Source organism: Shinella granuli (genome assembly GCF_004341885.1).
Taxonomy (GTDB): Bacteria; Pseudomonadota; Alphaproteobacteria; order Rhizobiales; family Rhizobiaceae; genus Shinella; species Shinella granuli.
Genome location: NZ_SLVX01000003.1, coordinates 234164 through 254252 on the forward strand (window position 1 = coordinate 234164; position 20089 = coordinate 254252).

General features: G+C 64.8%; 15 protein-coding genes. 3 read left to right on the top strand and 12 right to left on the bottom strand.

Annotated elements, in window-relative coordinates:
- Nucleotides 1-43 precede the first annotated feature (43 nt).
- Nucleotides 44-1417, bottom strand: a complete 1374-nt coding sequence (locus tag EV665_RS07270) for a GH1 family beta-glucosidase (protein WP_133033574.1) — start codon at nucleotides 1415-1417, stop codon at nucleotides 44-46.
- A 207-nt stretch (nucleotides 1418-1624) separates the two neighbouring features.
- On the opposite strand from EV665_RS07270, the gene EV665_RS07275 reads away from it, so the two are divergent.
- Nucleotides 1625-2530: an HD-GYP domain-containing protein gene (locus EV665_RS07275; RefSeq protein WP_133033575.1), complete on the top strand. Its 906-nt coding sequence runs from the start codon at nucleotides 1625-1627 to the stop codon at nucleotides 2528-2530.
- A gap of 50 nt (nucleotides 2531-2580) precedes the next feature.
- On the opposite strand, the gene EV665_RS07280 is transcribed toward EV665_RS07275, so the two are convergent.
- The 5 genes from EV665_RS07280 to EV665_RS07300 all read right to left on the bottom strand — a co-directional run bounded on the left by EV665_RS07280 (nucleotide 2581) and on the right by EV665_RS07300 (nucleotide 8791).
- Nucleotides 2581-3765, bottom strand: coding sequence for a Gfo/Idh/MocA family protein (locus tag EV665_RS07280; protein ID WP_133033576.1), 1185 nt, complete (start codon nucleotides 3763-3765; stop codon nucleotides 2581-2583).
- A gap of 96 nt (nucleotides 3766-3861) precedes the next feature.
- Nucleotides 3862-4914 (bottom strand): sugar phosphate isomerase/epimerase family protein, encoded by a 1053-nt coding sequence (locus tag EV665_RS07285; RefSeq protein ID WP_064331243.1) that lies wholly within the window; start codon nucleotides 4912-4914, stop codon nucleotides 3862-3864.
- Between the two features lie 246 nt (nucleotides 4915-5160).
- A complete protein-coding gene (locus EV665_RS07290) occupies nucleotides 5161-6114 on the bottom strand; it encodes a substrate-binding domain-containing protein (protein WP_133033577.1) in 954 nt (317 codons plus the stop codon).
- Between the two features lie 93 nt (nucleotides 6115-6207).
- On the bottom strand, nucleotides 6208-7218 hold the full coding sequence (locus EV665_RS07295; RefSeq protein WP_064331245.1) for an ABC transporter permease: 1011 nt from the start codon (nucleotides 7216-7218) through the stop codon (nucleotides 6208-6210).
- A 46-nt stretch (nucleotides 7219-7264) separates the two neighbouring features.
- Complete coding sequence (locus EV665_RS07300) at nucleotides 7265-8791, bottom strand: sugar ABC transporter ATP-binding protein (protein WP_133033578.1); 1527 nt, start codon at nucleotides 8789-8791, stop codon at nucleotides 7265-7267.
- A gap of 220 nt (nucleotides 8792-9011) precedes the next feature.
- Between EV665_RS07300 and EV665_RS07305 the strand changes: the two genes are divergently transcribed.
- Nucleotides 9012-10043, top strand: a complete 1032-nt coding sequence (locus tag EV665_RS07305; protein ID WP_064331247.1) for a LacI family DNA-binding transcriptional regulator — start codon at nucleotides 9012-9014, stop codon at nucleotides 10041-10043.
- A gap of 33 nt (nucleotides 10044-10076) precedes the next feature.
- Here the strand turns inward: EV665_RS07305 and EV665_RS07310 are convergent, their stop codons facing one another.
- From EV665_RS07310 to EV665_RS07325, 4 genes are all read right to left on the bottom strand, one after another.
- Complete coding sequence (locus EV665_RS07310; protein ID WP_133033579.1) at nucleotides 10077-11585, bottom strand: globin-coupled sensor protein; 1509 nt, start codon at nucleotides 11583-11585, stop codon at nucleotides 10077-10079.
- Nucleotides 11586-12140: 555 nt separating this feature from the next.
- On the bottom strand, nucleotides 12141-13451 hold the full coding sequence (gene xylA, locus EV665_RS07315; protein ID WP_133033580.1) for a xylose isomerase: 1311 nt from the start codon (nucleotides 13449-13451) through the stop codon (nucleotides 12141-12143).
- Between the two features lie 27 nt (nucleotides 13452-13478).
- On the bottom strand, nucleotides 13479-14933 hold the full coding sequence (gene xylB / locus EV665_RS07320) for a xylulokinase (protein ID WP_133033581.1): 1455 nt from the start codon (nucleotides 14931-14933) through the stop codon (nucleotides 13479-13481).
- Nucleotides 14934-14943: 10 nt separating this feature from the next.
- Nucleotides 14944-15993 (bottom strand): LacI family DNA-binding transcriptional regulator, encoded by a 1050-nt coding sequence (locus tag EV665_RS07325; protein ID WP_133033582.1) that lies wholly within the window; start codon nucleotides 15991-15993, stop codon nucleotides 14944-14946.
- A 292-nt stretch (nucleotides 15994-16285) separates the two neighbouring features.
- On the opposite strand from EV665_RS07325, the gene EV665_RS07330 reads away from it, so the two are divergent.
- Nucleotides 16286-17170 (top strand): PhzF family phenazine biosynthesis protein, encoded by an 885-nt coding sequence (locus tag EV665_RS07330; RefSeq protein ID WP_133033583.1) that lies wholly within the window; start codon nucleotides 16286-16288, stop codon nucleotides 17168-17170.
- Between the two features lie 6 nt (nucleotides 17171-17176).
- Here the strand turns inward: EV665_RS07330 and EV665_RS07335 are convergent, their stop codons facing one another.
- Nucleotides 17177-18769, bottom strand: coding sequence for a DHA2 family efflux MFS transporter permease subunit (locus EV665_RS07335; RefSeq protein ID WP_133033584.1), 1593 nt, complete (start codon nucleotides 18767-18769; stop codon nucleotides 17177-17179).
- A gap of 26 nt (nucleotides 18770-18795) precedes the next feature.
- A complete protein-coding gene (locus tag EV665_RS07340; RefSeq protein ID WP_133033585.1) occupies nucleotides 18796-19998 on the bottom strand; it encodes an HlyD family secretion protein in 1203 nt (400 codons plus the stop codon).
- Nucleotides 19999-20089: the final 91 nt, after the last annotated feature.

Genomic DNA, 20089 nt, shown 5'->3' on the forward strand with positions numbered 1-20089 from the left:
AATCCTTTACGGCCGGCATGACAATACGAGGAAATACGGGCAGTCAGGCTGCCCGATGATTGCCCTTGGGAAATGCGCCGGCGAGTTCGGCATACCACCTGCCGCTCTTCTTGATCGTGCGGAGCTGGGTCTCGTAGTCGACATGCACGAGACCGAAGCGCATCCGGTAGCCCTCGGCCCATTCGAAATTGTCCATCAGGCTCCAGGCGAAGTAACCGCGCATCGGATAGCCTTCGCGGATGAGGTCCGCGGTGACGCCGAGATGCTCGGCGATGTAATCGAGGCGCGGCTGGTCGTCGACCGCGCCGTTTTCCACGCCCATATTGTAGCAGGCACCGTTCTCCGTGATGTAGCAGGCGGGCAGCGCATAATCCGCGTTGAGCTTGCGGATGAGGTCGCCAAGCGCCGGCGCAAACACCTCCCAGCCGATATCCGTCCTGATGTCGGCGACCGGCGGCGCGGGCACGGTCGCAGGGAATTCGGCACCCTCCGCCGGATCGTGCGAAACCCGCATCGGCGTATAGTAGTTGAGCCCCCACCAGTCGAGCGGCTGGCTGATCGTCTCCATGTCGCCCGGCTCGATGGCCGGCATGCGGGTGCCGAACGCCGAGAGGAAGCTTTCGGGATATTCACCCTTGAAGACCGGGCCGAAGAAGACGCCATTGTGGAAGTCGAAGGCGCGCGCGGCCGCCGCCTGGTCTGCCTCGCCATCGCTGCCGGCATGGATGGAATGCGCATTCAGGACGAGGCCGGCGGCCAGCTGCGGGCGCTCCGCACGGATCGCCGCAACGCCGAGGCCATGCGCCAGGTTGGTGAAATGCAGGGCATGCAGCGCCGCATCCATGTTGCGCTCGCCCGGCGCATGAATGCCGTAGAGATGGCTGAGCCAGACGGAGCACCAGGGCTCGTTGAAGGTCGCCACCGCATCCAGCCGGTCGCCAAGCCGGGCGATCACGGTTTTCGCGTAGCGCTGATAGGCATAGGCCGTCTGCCGCGCCGTCCAGCCGCCATCACCGGCCAGCATCAGCGGCAGGTCCCAGTGATAGAGCGTGGCGAAGGCCTTTATGCTGCGTGCCTTGAGGCCATCCACGAGGCGATCGTAGAAATCCAGCCCCTTCTCGTTTACCGGGCCGGTGCCTTCGGGAATGATGCGCGGCCAGGCGATGGAGAACCGGTAGGCCGACACGCCGAGCGACTGGATGAGATCGAGATCCTCCTCCAGACGGTTGTAGTGATCGCAGGCCACGTCGCCATTGTGCCGGCCGAACACTCGGCCCGGCATGTTGGAAAACGCGTCCCAGATCGAAGGCTTGCGGCCATCCATCTTCGTAGCGCCCTCGATCTGGAAGGCGGCTGTCGCCACACCGAACACGAAGTCGCCGGGAAACTGGTCGGCCAGGATTTTGGGATCGTTCATTTTCGTCTCTCAGGCGTGGAAGATTGCGCGCGTCTGGTCACTGCAACGTTGCAGTAAGCAGCTTGATTGTAAAAATCAATGGTTTTCGCAAACCCGGCTTTCGCCTCCAGGCAAAAGGTTGCGAAGTTGCCGTCAAACAGGGACTGCTTAAACAAAGGTTAGACACTTCTCCCTTAAACTGCCTGTAGCTGGGACGGAGGCACTGGCGTGGTACGACGAATCGCAAAGCATCTCGTACGGAAGGGCATGTTCGTGGAATCGCTGGAATGCCCGGATGCCGAGTTTTCCGGGCGGCGTTTCCTCGTCCAGTCCGACGAAACCGTGCGGGCCATCCTGGCGACCTCCGCCGCCTATGCGCTGGTCAATCCGCAAAGAAGCACGGTGGACATCGACCACGGCACCGGCGCGGCGCCCGCCGCGCAGGCCGCCGAAGAACGCAGGCGCACGCTGGAAACGGTGGCACAATCGGCCCGCTCGCTGCGCAACAGTTTCGACGCCGCGCGAACCGGCCAGTTGGAAATCGACGCGCTGTCGCCGGTCGCCGACGAGATTTCCGACCGCATCGACGCCGCCCCCGATGTCTTCCTGAAGGTCACGCGCCTGAAGACGAAGGACGAGGGGACCTATGTGCACTCGCTGGCGGTGAGCGCGCTCATGATGCGCCTTGCCCGCCTGCTCGGCCAGGATGAAAGCGCGGTGCGCGAACTCGGCGTGGCCGGTCTGCTGCACGATGTCGGCAAACTGATGATCCCGAATTCCGTTCTCAACAAGAGCGGCCGGCTGGACGGCGACGAGAAGCGCCTGGTGCGCGGTCACCCCGAACTCGGATACCGCCTGCTGAAGGAGCAGGCCAATGTCTCCGACCTCGTGCTCGATATCTGCCGCTACCATCACGAAGCCCTGGACGGCAGCGGCTATCCGCTCGGCCTCAAGGCCGACAAGCTGAGCCCGGAAATCCGTCTTGCCACGGTCTGCGACGTCTTCGAGGCTCTGACGAGCACCCGCCCCTACAAGCGGCCGTGGACCACGCGCGATGCGCTGAACTGGATGTTCGACCGGGGCCACCTGTTCGACAAGAAACTGGTGATCCGCCTCGGCAGCATTTTCACCTGAAAGGCGTCCGGCCGCCACAGAGGGCGGCGGCCGGCAATCCGGCGGAAACCTCAGACCTTGACCCAGGCCCCGTTCTTCTTCGACGATTGCACGCAGGCATCGACGAAAAGCATGCCCTTGAGACCGTCATCCACCGTTGGATAGGTGACGGCGGGATCGACCGGCGCGCCCTTGCGCTTGGCGTGGATGGCCCGGGCGGCCTCGGAATAGATATTGGCGAAGCCTTCGAGATAGCCTTCCGGATGGCCGGAGGGCACGCGGCTGACGCGGGCGGCGGCCGCACCGGAGCCTGCACCGCCTCGGGTGATCAGGCGCTTCGGTTCGCCGAAAGGCGTGTACCAGAGGTAGTTCGGATCGGCCTGCACCCATTCGAGACCGCCCTTGGTGCCATAGACGCGCACTTTCAGCCCGTTCTCGTGGCCCGGCGCCACCTGGCTGCACCAGAGCATGCCCTTGGCGGCGACGCCGTCCTTTTCCCTGAAGCGCATCATCACATGGGCATTGTCGTCGAGACGGCGGCCCGGCACGAAACTGTCGAGATCGGCGGCAAGCTCGGCGAGTTCCAGCCCGGAGATAAAGCAGCCGAGATTGTAGGCATGCGTGCCGATGTCGCCGGTGGAGCCGCCGGCACCCGATTTCGAGGGGTCGGTGCGCCAGGCCGCCTGCTTCTGGCCGCTCGACTCGATGTCCTCCGTCAGCCAGTCCTGCGGATATTCCATCTGCACGAGCCGGATCGCGCCGAGATCGCCATTGGCCACCATCTCCCGCGCCTGGCGGACCATCGGATAGCCGGTATAGTTGTGCGTCAGCACGAAGAGCGCATCGCTCTCCTCCGCCAGCTTCTTCAGCTTGCGCGCATCCGAAAGCGTGGAGGTCAGCGGCTTGTCGCAGATGACATGGATGCCGCGCTTCAGGAATTCCTTCGCCGCCTCGTAGTGCACATGGTTCGGCGTGACGATCGCCACCGCCTCGATGCCGTTCTTCAGCTTCGCCTCGCGGATCGCCATTTCCTTGAAGCTGCCATAGCTGCGCGCAGGGTCGAGCCCGAGCTCGCGGGCCGACTGTTCCGCCTTTTCCGGCGAGGACGACAGCGCGCCGGCGACGAGTTCGTAATGATCGTCGAGCCGCGCCGCGATGCGGTGCACCGCGCCGATGAACGCGCCCGAGCCGCCGCCGACCATGCCGAGCCGGATGCGGCCCTCCCGCGCCTCGCTGGCGCTTCCTTCGATTGCCATGGGGTTTTCCTCCTTAAAATTTCTCCGAGGCAAATGCCCCTCGTCCGGCCCCCTTCTCCCCGCAAACGGGGGGAAGGTTAGGGTGAGGGGCAGCCGTCAAAGACCGAGCATGCGCCGGTTGGCCGCCTGATCCGTCCCGGCATCCGCAAAATCATCGAAAGCCTTTTCCGTGACGCGGATGATATGCGCCTTGACGAATTCCGCGCCTTCCCGCGCGCCGTCCTCCGGGTGCTTCAGCGCGCATTCCCATTCCACCACGGCCCAGCCGGCAAAGTCGTTGGCCGCCATCTTGGAGAAGACGGCGCCGAAATCGACCTGGCCGTCGCCGAGCGAGCGGAAGCGGCCGGCGCGGTTCACCCAGCCCTGGTAGCCGCCATAGACACCCTGCCGGCCCGTCGGGTTGAACTCGGCATCCTTCACATGGAACATGCGGATGCGGTCCTTGTAGATGTCGATATTGTCGAGATAGTCGAGGCATTGCAGCACGTAGTGCGAGGGATCGTAGAGCATGCAGGCCCGGGCATGGTTGCCGGTGCGCTCCAGGAACATCTCGTAGGTGATGCCGTCATGCAGGTCCTCGCCGGGATGAATCTCGTAGCAGACGTCGACGCCGTTCTCCTCCGCATGGTCGAGGATCGGCTTCCAGCGCCGTGCCAGTTCGTCGAAGGCGGTCTCGACGAGGCCGGCCGGCCGCTGCGGCCAGGGATAGACGAAGGGCCAGGCGAGCGCGCCGGAAAAGCTGGCCATGGCATCGAGGCCGAGATGCCGCGAGGCCGTCAGCGCCATCTTCACCTGCTCCACCGCCCATTCCTGCCGCGCCTTCGGGTTGCCGCGCACCTCCGGCGCCGCAAAACCGTCGAAGGCCTCGTCATAGGCCGGATGCACGGCGACGAGCTGGCCCTGCAGATGGGTGGAAAGTTCGGTGACCTCGACGCCGTTCTCGCGCGCCCTGCCGGCGAAGTCGTCGCAATAGGCCTTGGATTCGGCAGCCTTCCTGAGGTCGATGAGGCGGGCATCCCAGCTCGGGACCTGCACGCCCTTGTAGCCGATGTCGGCGGCCCACTTGGTGATCGAATCCCAGGAATTGAACGGCGCGGCATCACCGGCGAACTGGGCGAGAAACAGGGCCGGGCCCTTGATCGTCTTCATCTGTGGCGTCCTCCCATGGACCGGGCCGCACCTTGCGGGCGGCCGACGATATTCTTGCGGTACGTACCGCAGCGCGTGGAAAGCTATCGGCGTTTGGCGGGGTGGGCAATGCCGATTTGCCGGCAAAGGCCGAAACCTCTCTTCCGTCATCCTCGGCTCACGCCCGAGGATGACGGAAGAGAATGAGGAACTGTCGTTGTCAAACCGCCCGGGCCATCATGTCCCGGGCGGCTTGTTTCCGTCAGGTCAGAACGGGGAATCCGGGAAGTAGAAGTCCTTCGCGTTGTCCTTCGTAACCAGCGTCGCGTCGATCGTGTAGACGCCGCGGACCGGGACCTGGCCGTAGAAGTTGGCGGCCGTCATTTCGAGCGCGGTGCCCACCATCGCCGGCGGATAGAGCACGTCGACGGGGATCATCTTGTCGCCGTCCATGACCTTCTTGATCATGTCCTTCGAGCCGGCACCGGCCACGACATACTGGATGTCCGTGCGACCGGCCTGCTCGATGGCCTGCAGGACGCCGACGGCCATGTCGTCGTCCTGGCACCAGACGACGTCGATCTTCTGGTACTTGGTGAGATAGTCCTGCATGACCTTGAAGGCGTCGTCGCGGTTCCAGTTGCCGTACTGGCGATCGAGAATCTTCACGCTCGAGCCTTCGATGCCCTTGTCGAAGCCGTCCTGACGCTCCTGGTCGATCGGGATCGGCATGCCGCGGATGACGACGACTTCGGCTTCCGGCGTCGTGGCCTTGATATATTCGCCGGCCGTCTGGCCGAGCGCGAAGTTGTTGCCGGCGACATAGAGGTCACGCACGGAATTGTCGTTCGTGCTCGGCGCACGGTCGACCAGCGCCACGAAGGTGCCGCTGTCCTTGATTTCCTTGATGGCGTTGACCAGCGGATCGGGATCCGTGGGCAGGATGACGAGCGCATCGATGCCCTGCGTTGCAAGGTCCTGCACGGCGTTCGCCTGGCTTGCCGGATCCGGCGAGGTCTTGACGACAACGTTGAGGCCCGGATGGCTCGCCATCAGGAGCTTGGCGACACGCTCGGCATGGAAGATCACGCCGGCCGTCCAGCCATGGCTGGCCGCCGGGATCGAGACGCCGATCGTCACCTTCTTCTCTTCCTGTGCGTGGGCAAAGCCGGTGAAGACGGCGAATGCCGCAACCGTCAGGCCCAGTAGTTTCTTGCGCATGAGTTTCCTCCCAAAATCAGGTCTTCCTCACAGACCGGGCGACCTGTAGACCCGGCTACTTCCCCGCAATTCCATGGCTGGAACTGCCTGGTCTCACGATTTGCGCACCAGCGAGCGCTGGACGAGCATCGCAATGATGATGATCGCGCCCTGGATGGCCCCGATCAGGTATTCGCTGATGAAGTTGGAGAGCAGCATGATGTTGCCGACCAGCTCCAGAATGAAGGCGCCGCAGATCGTGCCCCAGACACGCCCCGCCCCGCCCTTCAGCGCCGTGCCGCCGACGACGACCGCGGTGATCGCCTGCAATTCCCACAGGATGCCCGTCGTCGCCGAGGTGGAGCCGAGGCGCGGCACATAGAGCAGCACGGCGATGGCGACGCACAGGCCCTGGATGACGAAGGCGATGGTGCGCACGCGATCGACCGGAATGCCCGAATAGCGCGCGACATCCCTGTTCGAACCGACCGCCACGACATGCCGGCCATAGCGCATGCGATAGAGCACGAAGGCGGCAATCGCGGTGACGACGAGGATGACGGCGATCGGCACCGGCACGCCGAAGATCGAGCCGAAATAGACCGGGCGATAGAGCGCCTGCAATTCCGGCTCGCGCAGCGTGATCGCGCCGCCCTGCGACAGCCAGGTCGTCAGGCCGCGATAGATGCCCATCGTGCCGAGCGTCGCGATGAAGGGCTCGATCTTGCCGACGGTGGTGATGAGGCCGTTCAGAAGGCCGCACCCCGCGCCGATGACGACCGTCAGGACCATCGCGGCGGTCAGCATCAGCGAGGGATCGGCGATAGCGCCGGAATTCATGAAGAGGATCATGAGGCTGGCGACGAAGGCGACCATGGCGCCGACCGACAGGTCGAGGTCGCCGGACGAAATGACGAAGGTGGCGCCGACCGCGATGATCGCGATGAAGGCGCTGCGCGTCGCCACGTTCGCCAGGTTGGTGAAACCGATGAAGTTGGGGTTCACCAGCGCGCCGACAATGAGCAGCAGGGCCAGCGCCGCGAAGGGCGCGACGGCCCTCAGGTCGACATCCCGCCAGCTGCGGCCCTTGCCCTTCGTTTCGACCGCGTCTTCGCTTGCCGTCATGTCCGTCCCCAACCTTGAATTCTGTGTAATGCCGCCGGCGCAAGGCTCAGGCAGCGGTCTTCTTCTTCAACCCTGCCGAATAGCGCATGATCTCCTGCTCGGAGATCTCCTCGCCTTCGAGAATGCCGACGATCCGCCCTTCCCGCATCACCGCGACGCGGGTGCACAGGCCGATGATCTCCGGCATCTCGGAAGAGACGACGATGATCGACTTGCCGTCGCGGGCGAGCGCCGAGATGAAATGATAGATCTGCTGCTTGGTGCCGACATCGATGCCGCGTGTCGGCTCGTCGATGATGATGACGTCGGGCTCGGTCTCCATGACCTTGGCGAGCAGCAGCTTCTGCTGGTTGCCGCCCGACATGCGGCCGGCGACGACGCGGCCGTCGCGCACGCGGATATCGAAGCGCCGGCGCGCACGCTCCAGCGCCTCCGCCTCGCTCTTCGGGCTGAGGTAACCGTAATGACCGTGCTTATCCAGCGATTGCAGCGTGAGGTTCGCCGTCATGCGGGAGTTCAGGAGCAGGCCCTTGTGCTTGCGGTCCTTCGTCATATAGGCGATGCCGACGCGGTTGGCGGCATGAACATCGCCGCCCGGCACGCTTTCGCCGCGCACGGAGACCTCGCCGGAAAGGCGCGAGCGAAGCCCCGCCACGGCCTCCATCAATTCCGAGCGCCCGGAGCCGATCAGCCCGGAAAAACCGAGAATCTCGCCCTTGCGCACCTCGAAGCTCGCGTCCTTGACATAATGGGTCGAAAGGCCCGCCACGGCGAGCGTCACCTCTTCGTCGACGCTCGGCTCCTGCTTGGACGGGTAGAGGCTGGAAAGCTCGCGGCCGACCATCAACTGTGCGATCGATTCGCCGTCGAGAATGGCGGTGGGCGCGGTCTTCACCCATTGCCCGTCGCGCAGCACCGTGACCCGGTCGGTGAGCTCCATCACCTCGTCCAGCTTGTGCGAGACGAAGACGAAGGAGGTGCCCTCCTCGCGCAATTTGCGCACCTGGCGGAAGAGATAGTTGGTCTCCTCGCGCGACAAAACGGCCGTCGGCTCGTCCATGAAGATGATGCGCGCATCGCGGCTGATCGCCTTGGCGATCTCCACCATCTGCTTGTCGGCGATGGAGAGCGAGCTGATCAGAGCGTTCTCGTCGACATGGGAGCCGAGCTGGTCGAGCACGCGGCGCGTTTCGGCGCGCATGAATTTCCGGTCGAGCACGCCGTAGCGCGTCACTTCCCGGCCGAGAAACAGGCTCTCGGTGACGGTCAGGTGTTCGGCGAGGTTGAATTCCTGGTGGATGATGACGATGCCGAGCTGCTCGGCCTGGCCGTTCGGCGGCAGCTTGACCGGCTGGCCGTCGAGAAGGATCTCGCCTGATGTCGGCTGCTCGAAGCCGGAGAGAATCTTCACGAGCGTCGACTTGCCCGCGCCGTTCTCGCCCATCAGGGCATGGATCTCACCGGCGCGCAGCTCGAAATTGACGCTGAACAGCACCTGCACGCCATTGAAAGACTTGGCGATGCGGCGTGCAGCGAGAACGACGGGAGCCCCATCGGCAGCGTCCGGATTCATGATTTCCTCCCTGCGGCTCCTCGACCGCTTGAGAAGTGATGTAAACCTTTACACGATCCATGTAAAGGTTTACATCATGGGATATCAGGAATTTTCACCAAGCGCCGTTTGACCCTCAGTCCAGTCTGTGTAGTGTCCCCCGCACTTCGTTTGTTAATGCAATTCCGGATGCTGCGCTTCGCACCCCCGCCGGACTTGCCCGTGCCGAGTGAGAGCCAGTTTGTCGACGTCCAGCCCCGCCACGATCGAGGATGTTGCGCGCATCGCGCAGGTCTCGATCGCGACCGTATCGCGGGCGATCCACACGCCGGAAAAGGTGGCGAATTCGACGCGGCTGAAGGTCAACCAGGCGATCGCGATCACCGGCTATACGACCAATGCGATGGCGCGCAGCCTGCGCCTCGGCCGGTCGAACATGATCCTCGTCGTGGCGCCGGATATCGGTGACCCGAACTTCTCCAACATCCTCGTCGGCCTAGAGAACGAGGCGCGCGCACACGGCTACGGCATCCTGATCGGCCATACGCAGAACGATCCGCAGCGCGGCCTCGAATATCTGAAGTTCCTGAATTCCAACCAGGCGGCCGGGCTGATCCTCTTCACCGGCATCCTGCCCTTCGGCCACCAGTCCATGACGGCCCGCCTGCCGCCCAGCGTCGGCGTCTTCGAGCCGGTCTACAATGGCGGCATTCCCTATGTCGGCGTCGACGACATCGAAGGGGCGCGCAAGGCGGTCGATCTCCTCATTGCCGAGGGACACCGCAAGATCGCCTTCATCGGCGATTCGCGCACGCGCCTTGCCTATAGCCGGCGCCGCCAGGGCTATGATGCCGGGCTCGACGCCGCGGGCGTGCCGGCCGGCGAGCGCATCATCCTGGAGGGCGACGGCACGATCGAGAGCGGGCGCCTCGCGCTCGAGCAGCTCTTCATGCGCGACACGCTGCCGAGCGCCTTCATGTGCGTCAACGACCAGACGGCGATCGGCGTGATGATCGGCCTCGGCGCGCGCGGCTATGACATTCCGACCGACTTTTCCGTCACCGGCTTCGACGACGTGCCGCAGGCGAGCTTCATGACGCCCGCGCTCACCACCATCCGCCAACCGCGCACCGCGATCGGCAAGAGCGCCATGGCGCTGCTGTTCGAGCTTCTCTCCGACAGCGAACCGACTGACACGGAAATCCTGCTCCGGCCGGATCTGATCGTGCGCAATTCGGTCTCCGCGCCATCGCGACGGTTTCAGAAACGGTAGAAGCCCTCGATCCAGGCACGCACGCCGCCAGCCCTACCCGTAGCGGCGCTGGGTCGGCCGTGCCGTCCGCTGGCTGCGTTCGGCCGAAACCGTGAAGCGGTCGACGAGACTCTTCAGCGTCGTGCTGATCTGCATGAGATTGTGCGTCGCGGCATTGGTCTCCTCGACCATCGCGGCATTCTGCTGGGTCATCTGGTCCATGCTGCCGACGGCCGTGTTGATCTCGGAAATGCCGGCCGACTGCTCGCGGGCGGAACTGGCGATGGCATCGATATGCGCGTTGATGTGCACGACCTGCTCGCCGATATGATGCAGCGCCTCGCCCGTCTTGTTGACCAGCGATACGCCGAGCTGCACGTCCTCGAAGGACTTGTCGATCAGAACCTTGATCTCCCTGGCCGCATCCGCGGATTTCTGCGCGAGTTCGCGCACCTCCTGCGCCACAACGGCAAAACCCTTGCCCGCCTCGCCCGCCCGGGCCGCCTCGACGCCGGCATTGAGCGCCAGGAGATTGGTCTGGAACGAGATCTGGTCGATGACGCTGATGATCTGCGTGATCTTTCCGGAAGAGTCCTGGATGGCGCCCATCGCGGAGACTGCCTGTTCGACGATCTGGCCGGAGCGCCGGGCCTCGTCCGTGGCGCTGCCGACGACGCGGCGGGCCTCTTCCGCGCGCTGCGCGGCTTCGCGGGAAATGGTGGTGATTTCCTCTACGGCCGCAGCGGTCTCTTCAAGAGACGCCGCCTGCTGCTCGGTGCGCTTGGCCATGTCGTCCGTGGCACTCACCAGTTCGCCGGAATTGCCGGCCGCATCGTCCGCCGCCGTGACGATGGCGCCGAGCGTGTCGTCCAGCTTCTCGATCGCCCCGTTGAAATTGGAGCGCAGGCGCTCGAACTGCGGGGCGAGCGGCTTGCTGATCGAGGCGGTGAGGTCGCCGCCTGCAAGGCGGGTGAGCGAGGTGTCGAGCGCAGCCAGCGCCTCTTCCTGCTCGGCATTCAGCACCTGCCGTTCGGCCTCCGCCTTCTCGCGCTCCTCCTGCAGGGCCTCCAGATAGACGGAGATGGCGTAGTCCATGTCGACGAGCGCGGCCTTGACGATGGCCGAGATCTCCTCGCCGAGCGCGGCCGCCTTCTTGCGGTAGATGAACCCTTCGAGATGTTTTGCGATGACGCTCTCGACGATCGCCTCGAGGATCAGCGCGTAACCGCCGATATACCAGCGCGGCTCCAGGCCAAGACGCGCATGCGTCTTGCCGATCATCGTGACGGCATCGACATATTGCGTATCGAAACGCGCCGAGCCGATCAGCTCCCAATGCTTGACCTGCCGCCCCTTGGCGCTCTGGATATGGGCCTCGCTGGAGAAGAACCGCGCCGTCTCGGGCGTGGCGCGGGCCTTGCGATAGAAGATGTCGAGGGCGCCATCGAGTGACGCGGAGATCGTCGGCAGCGCGCGCTTCAGCGCCTCGCGCTGGCCGTCATCGAGTTCGACGAAGGAGAGACGCTCATTCAATTGCTGGGTCTTGGCATCCTGCGCTGACATTCGAAATATCCTCGTGCGGTTGGAGTGCTGATTGATGCCCAGCTCCGAATCAGGGGCCTAGCTTCCGATCGCCGACGATTCTCCGCGAGGGATGGTAAATAAACAACTATGAATAGAGCGGCAATACTTTATAGAATTTGACGAAAAGCCAGAAATTATGGCTTTTTGTGATAAGCTCCGCTTACTATTATGAAGTATAGCAATTAAATTGGCCAAGCCAAAATACAATCTCACGCAACGTGAAGTATAACTCACCTAACGTGAGGCGACACACTTTTTCGTCTACCAAAGGTGCATCCAAAGGCATCTCGATGAAGAAGCACTCGATCGCATGCGTGAACGGGCACCCCCGGCATGATGCGAAAGCACCGATGCGTCGCCAAACATTCCTTCGGAGTCAGCGGGCGGATGACGGCAGGCGCACCACCGACATGACACCAAACCTGCATAAGCTCGCGAAACAACAAAGGCCCCGGTCAAACCGGGGCCTCCAGATGGTTCCATGCGGTCTGCAAGGCCCCCACGCCGATCCGCGGCGGGAGCCCGTCGACCGGCTCAGACGTAGCGGTTGACCACGTTTTCCAGCAGTTCCTGCTTGCCGGAACGCGGCTGCGGATTGATGCCGCCGGCAAGAACGTAGGCCTCCAGCGCCTCCAGCGAGGAACCACCGGACAACACCTTCTGCGCGTCCTGCGTCTGCCAGCCGGCATAGCGCTCGGCGAGCGGCCCGGACAGCGCCTTGTCCTCGATCATGCGGGCCGCGGCCTTCAGGCCGCGCGCGCAGCAATCCATGCCGCCGATATGACCGATCAGGAGGTCCGCCGGATCGATCGACTGGCGACGCAGCTTGGCGTCGAAGTTCGTGCCGCCGGTGGTGAAGCCGCCGCCGGAAAGCACCTGGTAGAAGGCAAGCGCCATTTCCGGCACATTGTTGGGGAACTGGTCGGTGTCCCAGCCGGACTGGTAGTCGTTGCGGTTCATGTCGATCGAACCGAAGATGCCGAGCGCATTGGCGAGCGCCAGTTCATGCTCGAAGGAATGGCCGGCGAGGATCGCGTGGCCCTGCTCGATATTGACCTTCACCTCGTTTTCCAGGCCGTACTTCTTCAGGAAGCCGTAGACCGTCGCGACGTCGTAATCGTATTGGTGCTTGGTCGGTTCCTGCGGCTTCGGCTCGATGAGGATCGCGCCCTTGAAGCCGATCTTGTGCTTGTATTCGACGACCATGTTGACGAAGCGGCCGAGCTGGTCGAGCTCCTGGCCGAGATTGGTGTTGAGCAGGGTCTCGTAGCCCTCGCGACCGCCCCACAACACATAGTTGTCGCCGCCGAGGCGATGCGTGGCGTCGATGCAGGTCTTCACCGTCGCCGCGGCGAAGGCGAAGACATCCGGATCGGGATTGGTCGCCGCGCCCCCCATGTAGCGACGGTTGGAGAAGAGGTTCGCCGTGCCCCACAGCAGCTTCACGCCTGTCTCTGCCTGCTTCTTCTCAAAGTAGTCGACGATCTCGTTGAGGTTCTTCGTGTTCTCGACGAAGTCCCGGCCTTCCGGCCGCACGTCCGCATCGTGGAAGCAGTAGAAGGGCACCCCGAGCAACTGGAAGAATTCGAAGGCGACGTCGGCCTTCAGCTTCGCCGCCTGCATGGAATCCTCGAACCACGGACGCTCGAAGGTCTGCCCGCCGAAGGGGTCGCCGCCCGGCCAGACGAAGGTGTGCCAATAGGCGACGGCAAAGCGCAGGTGATCCTCCATGCGCTTGCCCAGCACGATCTCGTCGGGATTGTAGTGGCGGAAGGCGAGCGGGTTGGTGCTGTCGGGGCCTTCATATTTGATCCTGGCGATGTCGCCGAAGAAGCCGGTGGCCATGGGTGTCTCCTCTTGTGTGTTTTCTGGTCAGTAGGCGGCGCGGATCGCCGGGTAGAGGCGGCGATAGCGCTGGTATGCGTCCTCGTAGGCGGCGGTCAGCGCCGTCTCGGGTTCGATCGTCTCGGCCGTGGCCGGCGCGCTGCAGACCGCAACGGGGTCCGCGCCGGTTGCCGCGACGAGGCCGAGGCGGGCGGCGCCGAAAGCAGCGCCGAAATCGCCATCCGCCGGCAGGTCGACGGGCAGGTTCAGCGCGGTGGCGATCGATTTCAGCCAGTAGCGCGAGCGCGAGCCGCCGCCGATGGCGGTGACGCGAGTGAGCGCCGTGCCGGCGGATTTCAGCGCTTCCAGGCTGTCGCGGATGGCGAAGGAAACGCCTTCGAGCACGGCTTGCGTCAGCACTATGCGGCTGCTCTCGTGGCCGAGGCCGAGAAAGGCGCCGCGGATCGCCGCGTCGTTGTGCGGCGTGCGCTCGCCCGAGAGATAGGGCAGGAAGGTGACGCCGGACGGGGTCTTCAGCGCATCGCCGAGTTCCCCCGTGAGATCGGCGGCGGAGGCTCCGGTGACGCGCGAATGCCAGTTGAGCGCATCGGTGGCCGAGAGGATGACGCCCATCTGGTGCCAGGTGGCCGGCAGCGCATGGCAGAAGGCGTGCACGGCGCTTTCCGGGTTCGGCAGGTAGCTGGCATTGGCCGCAAACAGCACGCCCGACGTGCCGAGCGAAACGAAGGCCGCCCCCTCGCGTACCGTGCCCATACCGCAGGCCGAGGCCGCATTGTCCCCCGCCCCGCCGGCAACGACGACACCGGCGCCAAGGCCCCATCGTGCCGCAAGCTCCGGCCGCAGGATGCCGGCGGCCTCCGTACCTTCCACCAGCGCCGGCATCTGGCGCTCGTCAAGCCCCGTCTCGGCAAGCAGTTCACCGGACCATTTGCGCGCGCCCGTATCGAGCCACGAGGTGCCGGCCGAATCCGACATTTCCGACATATGCTCGCCGGTGAGCCAGACGCGCAGAAAATCCTTCGGCAGCAGGACCCAACGGACCTTCGCGAAGACATCCGGCTCGTTGTTCTTCACCCAGGCGAGTTTCGGCGCCGTGAAGCCGGGAAAGACGATGTTGCCGGTGATCCTGCGAAAGCGTGGATCCGAATCGAGCGCCGCCGCCTCACGATGGCTGCGCGTGTCGTTCCACATGATGCAGGGGCGCAGCACCCGGTCCTCGGCGTCGAGCAGCGTCGCGCCGTGCATGTGGCCGGAAAGGCCGATGCCGCGCACGACGGCAAGCGCGGCAGGATGGGCGGCGCGAAGGCCGGCGATCGCCTCCTCCGTCGCGCGGATCCAGTCCGCCGGGTCCTGCTCGGACCAGCCGGCCTGCGGCCGCGCGGTCTTCACCTCCGTGCTGGAGGCCGAGCCGACGACCGTCTGCTCCGCATCGATCAGCATGGCCTTGACGCTCGACGTGCCGAGGTCGATCCCGAGATACATGGCGTTCTCCCTAGTTGCCGTCATCCTCGTCCGGGCCGGCCGGGAGGTTGTCCTTGATGAAGATATCGAGACGGATGCGCTCCTGCGCCGCGATGACGGGCAGGCCGTCCGCCTTGGCGCGCAGCACGCGGATGGCGCTGCGCACCTCGTGGCCGGCATCCTGGTTGAGCACGGCATCGATGGTGCCGGCTTCGAGCGCGGCGCGGGTATGGGCCGTCAGTTCGTGGGCGATCACGCAAATATCGTCGCGCTCGCCGTCGGCAAGCGCCGCGACGAGGCCCTGGTTGCCGGCGCCGAGGCTGTAGACGCCGGCAAGGTCCGGAACGGCGGCAAGGCACTCGGACATCAGCACGCGGGAACGCGCGGGATCGTCCTGGCCCTCCAGAACCGGCAGGATCGCGCGGGCAACGGGCATCTCCGCCATCGCGGCGCAAAACCCCTCCAGGCGTTCGCGATGATCCCGCACGCGCATCGAGCCGGCGAGCACCGCGACGGGGCCGGGCCGGCCGCCGAGGAACCGTCCCATCAGGCTGCCGGCCGTGCGGCCTGCGGCAATGTTGTCGACGCCGACGAAATGATCGCGGCCGGAACCGGCAAGGTCGGAAACCAGCGTGACGAGGGGAATGCCGGCCGCATGCGCCCGGCCGACAGCCGTGGAAACCTCCGGTGCGTCCACCGCGACGACGGCGATGCCGGACACATTTTCGGCAATGGCGCCGTCGATGGCCTGCGCCAGCGCGCCGGCATCGAAGGCGGGAACGGTGACGACCGACAACCGGGTGCGCTCGCTCGCCGAATGCAGGCCGGCGCGGCGCACCTCGGCCTCAAGCCCGCGCATGAAGGGATTGTCGCCCTCCGGCAGGATGAAGACGAGGGGGTAGACCCGGCTCTTGGCAAGGTTCGCCGCCGCCACGTCGCGAACGTAGCCGAGCGCCGCAATCGCCGCCTCGACCTTGGCGCGCGTCACGCCGCGAACGCCCGGACGGTCGTTCAGCACGCGGTCGACGGTCGCCAGGCTGACGCCCGCCGTGTCGGCAATATCGTGAACCGTGGGTCTCATCTCTCCTCCGTGCCGAGACCCATAGAGGAATTTCTGATGTACGTAAATCAGAAATTTTCACGCGGACGATCCAAGCCGATTTTTCAGCCTAGAAAGCGCCTGTTCACGGCAGGGATGAAGGTGATCGCAGTCGATATTTCCAGCGCTCGAAGCCGCCCAGCGTGACATCGAAAGGTACGCTCCGGACGGACGCCCCGTAGTGCGGAACAGCATGTCCCCGGGCCTACAGAACCCGCAGCACCTTGAGCAGTTCCGGCGAACTTGCTACCACCAAGCTCTTTGGAGCCGGTCGATGAAGCTGCCCTTTCACACGCTCGATGTGTTCACCCGAACCCGCTTCGGCGGCAATCCGCTCGCCGTGGTGCTCGATGCCGACGCACTGACGACTGAGCAGATGCAGGCGATCGCCCGGGAATTCAACTATTCCGAAACGACCTTCGTGCTGCGGCCCAGGAGCGAGCAGCATAGCGCGCATGTGCGCATCTTCACGCCCACCGTGGAAGTGCCCTTCGCCGGCCACCCCAATGTCGGCACGGCCTATGCGTTGGCGACGGCCGAGGGTGCCGAAGCCGTGAGCGAATTCACCTTCGAGGAAGCGGCCGGGCTCGTGCCTGTGCGGATCCTGCGGGTGGAGGGAAAGGTCGACCGGTTGCAACTGACGGCACCGCAGGCGCTTTCGATCGGGCGTTCGTTTGCCCCTGCCAGCGTTGCCGCTTGTCTTTCGCTTGAGCAGGAGGATATCGCAAGCGGGGTTCACCCGCCCTGTATCGCCTCGGTCGGCCTGCCGTTCCTCGTCGTCGAAGTCGCGACTCGGGCGGCGTTGCGGCGCGCCAAGCCGGACATGGCGGCCTTCTCCACCATCCTGCCCGCGGATGGTGCCGATGCGATCTACCTCTATTGCCGCGAATTGCAGGCGGATGACGGCGCGGTGGATTTCACCGCCCGCATGTTCGCCCCCTTCGACGGACTGCCGGAAGATCCCGCCACCGGCAGCGCCACGGCCGCGACCTGCGCCCTCCTCACCACGCTGGAGAAGACCGCACCACGGCGCTTCGAGGTGGCGCAGGGCATCGACATGGGGCGGCCGAGCCTGCTGTCCGTCGAGGTCGAGGACGAAAGGACCGTGCATGTCGCCGGTGCCTGCGTGTCCGTGATGAGCGGAACCCTCACCGTCTGACGACCTTCAATGCCCGCCGCCACCCCGCACCGCACCCTGCGGCTTGCGGATCGCCAGCACGCAGACGATGAGCGTCGCGAAAAGGCCGGTGAGCAGCACGAAGACATCGATGAAGGACAGGATATAGGCCTGCTGCTGCACCATGCCGGCCATCTGCTTGATGGCAATGGTAGGCCCGTCGAGGCCATGGGCGCCGTAATTGGCGGCCATGCTGTTCATGCGCTCGACAGCCTCGGGATTGCCCCACTGCACATGCTCGGAAAGGCGCAGGTAGTGTTCCTGCGAGCGCTGGGTGAGGATCGTGTTGATGACCGCCAGCCCCACGGCACCGCCGAGATTGCGCGTCAGGTTGAAGAGGCCGGAGGCGTTGCGGATGCGGTCGGGCGAGAGCGTGCCGAGCGCCACATTGTTGATCGGCACCATGCAGATCATCAGCGAGACGCCGCGCAGGATCTGCGGCACGAGCAGTTCGTAGAAATCCCAGTCTGCGGTCAGCTGCGTCATCGACCAGGTGCCGAGCGCAAAACCGCCGAAGCCCATCATCATCATGACGCGCGGATCGAGCCGCGACGACATCATGCCGGCAATCGGCGCCGTGCAGAACATGGCAAGGCCGGAGATGAACAGCGTCTCGCCGATCATCAGCGAATCGTAGCCGCGGATGCGCGCCAGATAGAGCGGGTAGAGATAGGTGAGGCCGTAGAGGCCAATGCCCATGGTGAAGGAGAAGATCGAGCCGAAGGCGAAGTTGCGGTTCGCGAAGGCGCGCAGGTCCACCACCGGAAACGGCACCTTGAAGGCCCGCCAGAAGAAGACCACGGCGCCGACCACGACGGCGACGGATCCCATGACGATATGCTCGTCGCTGAACCAGTCCTTGTTGTTGCCCTCTTCCAGCACATATTCGAGCGAGCCGAGGAACACCGCCATGGAGATGAGGCCCCACCAGTCGAAGCGCTTCATCAGGCTGAATTCCGGCTTGTCGAAGTCGATGAGGTTCCAGGTCAGCACCGTGACGATGATGCCCGGGATGATGTTGACGAGGAAGAGCCAGTGCCAGGAGAAGGCGTGGCTGAGATAACCGCCGACCGTCGGGCCGATGGTCGGGGCAAGCGTGGCGACGAGGCCGATCATCGGCGAGACGACGGACCGCTTGGAGGGCGGGAAGATGGTGAAGGCGGCCGCGAAGACCGAGGGGATCATGCCGCCGCCGATGAAGCCCTGGATGGCGCGGTAGACGATCATCTGGTCGATGTTCGTCGCGGTCGCGGCAAGCGCGCTCGCCACGGTGAAGCCGGCGGCCGAGAAGGCGAAGAGCACGCGCGTCGAGACGATGCGCGCCAGCGTGCCCGACAGCGGGATCATGATGACTTCGGCGATGAGATAGGAGGTCTGCACCCAGGCGATCTCGTCGGCGCCTGCGCCGAGGCCGGCCTGGATCTCCGAGAGCGAGGCGGAGACGATCTGGATGTCGAGGATCGACATGAACATGCCGAAGACCATCGCGAAGAACGCGACGACGCGGCGGACGGGAACCTTGTCGGCCTGCGCGGGCGGCGCCGTCAGGGCGCCTGCTGCCGGTTGAGCGGTCGCGGCCATCGCCCGCGCTCCTTTGCTTAAAGTCTCTACTCGGCCTTGGCGGCCACCGCCGTGCCCTGGGGCGCCGTGCGGCTGTCGACATCGACGACGACACTGAGGCCGGCGCGCAGCTTGCCGGTATCCAGCGCGTCCCGCGGGATGGCGATGCGGACCGGCACGCGCTGCGTGACCTTGGTGAAGTTGCCGGTGGCGTTCTCCGCCGGCAGCAGCGAGAAGACCGAGCCGGAGGCCGGCGCGATCGAATCCACGATGCCGACGATGTCGTCATCCTCGAAGGCATCGACATGCAGATGCACCTTCGAGCCCGGCACCAGATGGGCGATCTGCGTTTCCTTGAAGTTCGCCTCGACATAGAGGTCCTTCACCGGAACGAGGGCGGCAAGACGCTGGCCGGCTGAGACGAGGTCGCCGACCTGCACGGAAATATTGCCGACGACGCCGTCATAGGGCGCCTTCAGCACGGTGAAGCCGAGGTCGCGCTCGGCCTTGTCGCGGGCAAGCTCCAGCGTGCGGATCTGGCTTTCGGCCTCCGCGCGCTGCGCCTCGAGCACCGTGATGGCCGCCCTGGCGGCAACGATATTGGCATCCGCGCCGACGAGATTGGCCTTGGCCTGGTCCAGCGCCACGGTGGCGCTGTCGAGCGAGGCGGTGGTGCCGACGGCCTTGGCATTCAGCTCCTTGGCGCGCTTTTCGGCGACTTGCGCACCGCTGAGGGCGGCCTGGTAGGCCATCTTCTGGGCATCGGCCTGGGCAAGGCTCGCCCTGGCGCCTTCGATCTGCGCATCGATGCGGCCGAGCGAAAGCTTCTGCGTCGCGATCTGCGCCTCGGCCTGCTCGCGGGCGAGCCGGTAGTCGCCGTCATCGAGCGTGACGAGCGGATCGCCGGCCTTCACCGCCTGGTTGGCGACGGCGTTCACCATGGCCACATAGCCGGAAACCTTGGGGGAGATGGAGGCGATGTCGCCCTCGATATAGGCGTCGTCCGTCGAGATCATGAAGCGGCCGTTCGTCCACCATTCGTGGCCGTACCACCCGCCTGCGGCGATGAGGGCAACGGCGAGGATCGGCAGCACAAGGCGCCGGCCACCCTTCTTCGGCTCTGCCGGCTGGGCAACGGCGGCGGGTGCCGTCTCTGCGGTGGTCGCCGGCCGCGCCTCGGCGGTCTCGGCCTCGAAATCATCGTTGACCGGACGAACCTTCGCCGTGCCGGCGCCATGGGAAGTCGACATGGATTTGCCACCATCTCTGGGATAGATTTCCGAACTGAACCGTTCGGTTCGATTTGACATAGACTCCTTTCTCGCGCATATCAAGTGGAAA

What these genes read in the sequence shown, in the direction of transcription:
- EV665_RS07290 (WP_133033577.1), bottom strand. Translation starts at nt 6,114, where the DNA reads ATGCGCAAGAAACTACTGGGCCTGACGGTTGCGGCATTCGCCGTCTTC.
- EV665_RS07270 (WP_133033574.1), bottom strand. Translation starts at nt 1,417, where the DNA reads ATGAACGATCCCAAAATCCTGGCCGACCAGTTTCCCGGCGACTTCGTG.
- xylB (WP_133033581.1), bottom strand. Translation starts at nt 14,933, where the DNA reads ATGTATCTCGGGATCGACCTCGGCACGTCGAGCGTCAAGGCCATGCTG.
- EV665_RS07325 (WP_133033582.1), bottom strand. Translation starts at nt 15,993, where the DNA reads ATGAGACCCACGGTTCACGATATTGCCGACACGGCGGGCGTCAGCCTG.
- EV665_RS07280 (WP_133033576.1), bottom strand. Translation starts at nt 3,765, where the DNA reads ATGGCAATCGAAGGAAGCGCCAGCGAGGCGCGGGAGGGCCGCATCCGG.
- EV665_RS07285 (WP_064331243.1), bottom strand. Translation starts at nt 4,914, where the DNA reads ATGAAGACGATCAAGGGCCCGGCCCTGTTTCTCGCCCAGTTCGCCGGT.
- EV665_RS07335 (WP_133033584.1), bottom strand. Translation starts at nt 18,769, where the DNA reads ATGGCCGCGACCGCTCAACCGGCAGCAGGCGCCCTGACGGCGCCGCCC.
- EV665_RS07295 (WP_064331245.1), bottom strand. Translation starts at nt 7,218, where the DNA reads ATGACGGCAAGCGAAGACGCGGTCGAAACGAAGGGCAAGGGCCGCAGC.
- EV665_RS07310 (WP_133033579.1), bottom strand. Translation starts at nt 11,585, where the DNA reads ATGTCAGCGCAGGATGCCAAGACCCAGCAATTGAATGAGCGTCTCTCC.
- xylA (WP_133033580.1), bottom strand. Translation starts at nt 13,451, where the DNA reads ATGGCCACCGGCTTCTTCGGCGACATCGCCAGGATCAAATATGAAGGC.
- EV665_RS07300 (WP_133033578.1), bottom strand. Translation starts at nt 8,791, where the DNA reads ATGAATCCGGACGCTGCCGATGGGGCTCCCGTCGTTCTCGCTGCACGC.
- EV665_RS07330 (WP_133033583.1), top strand. Translation starts at nt 16,286, where the DNA reads ATGAAGCTGCCCTTTCACACGCTCGATGTGTTCACCCGAACCCGCTTC.
- EV665_RS07340 (WP_133033585.1), bottom strand. Translation starts at nt 19,998, where the DNA reads ATGTCGACTTCCCATGGCGCCGGCACGGCGAAGGTTCGTCCGGTCAAC.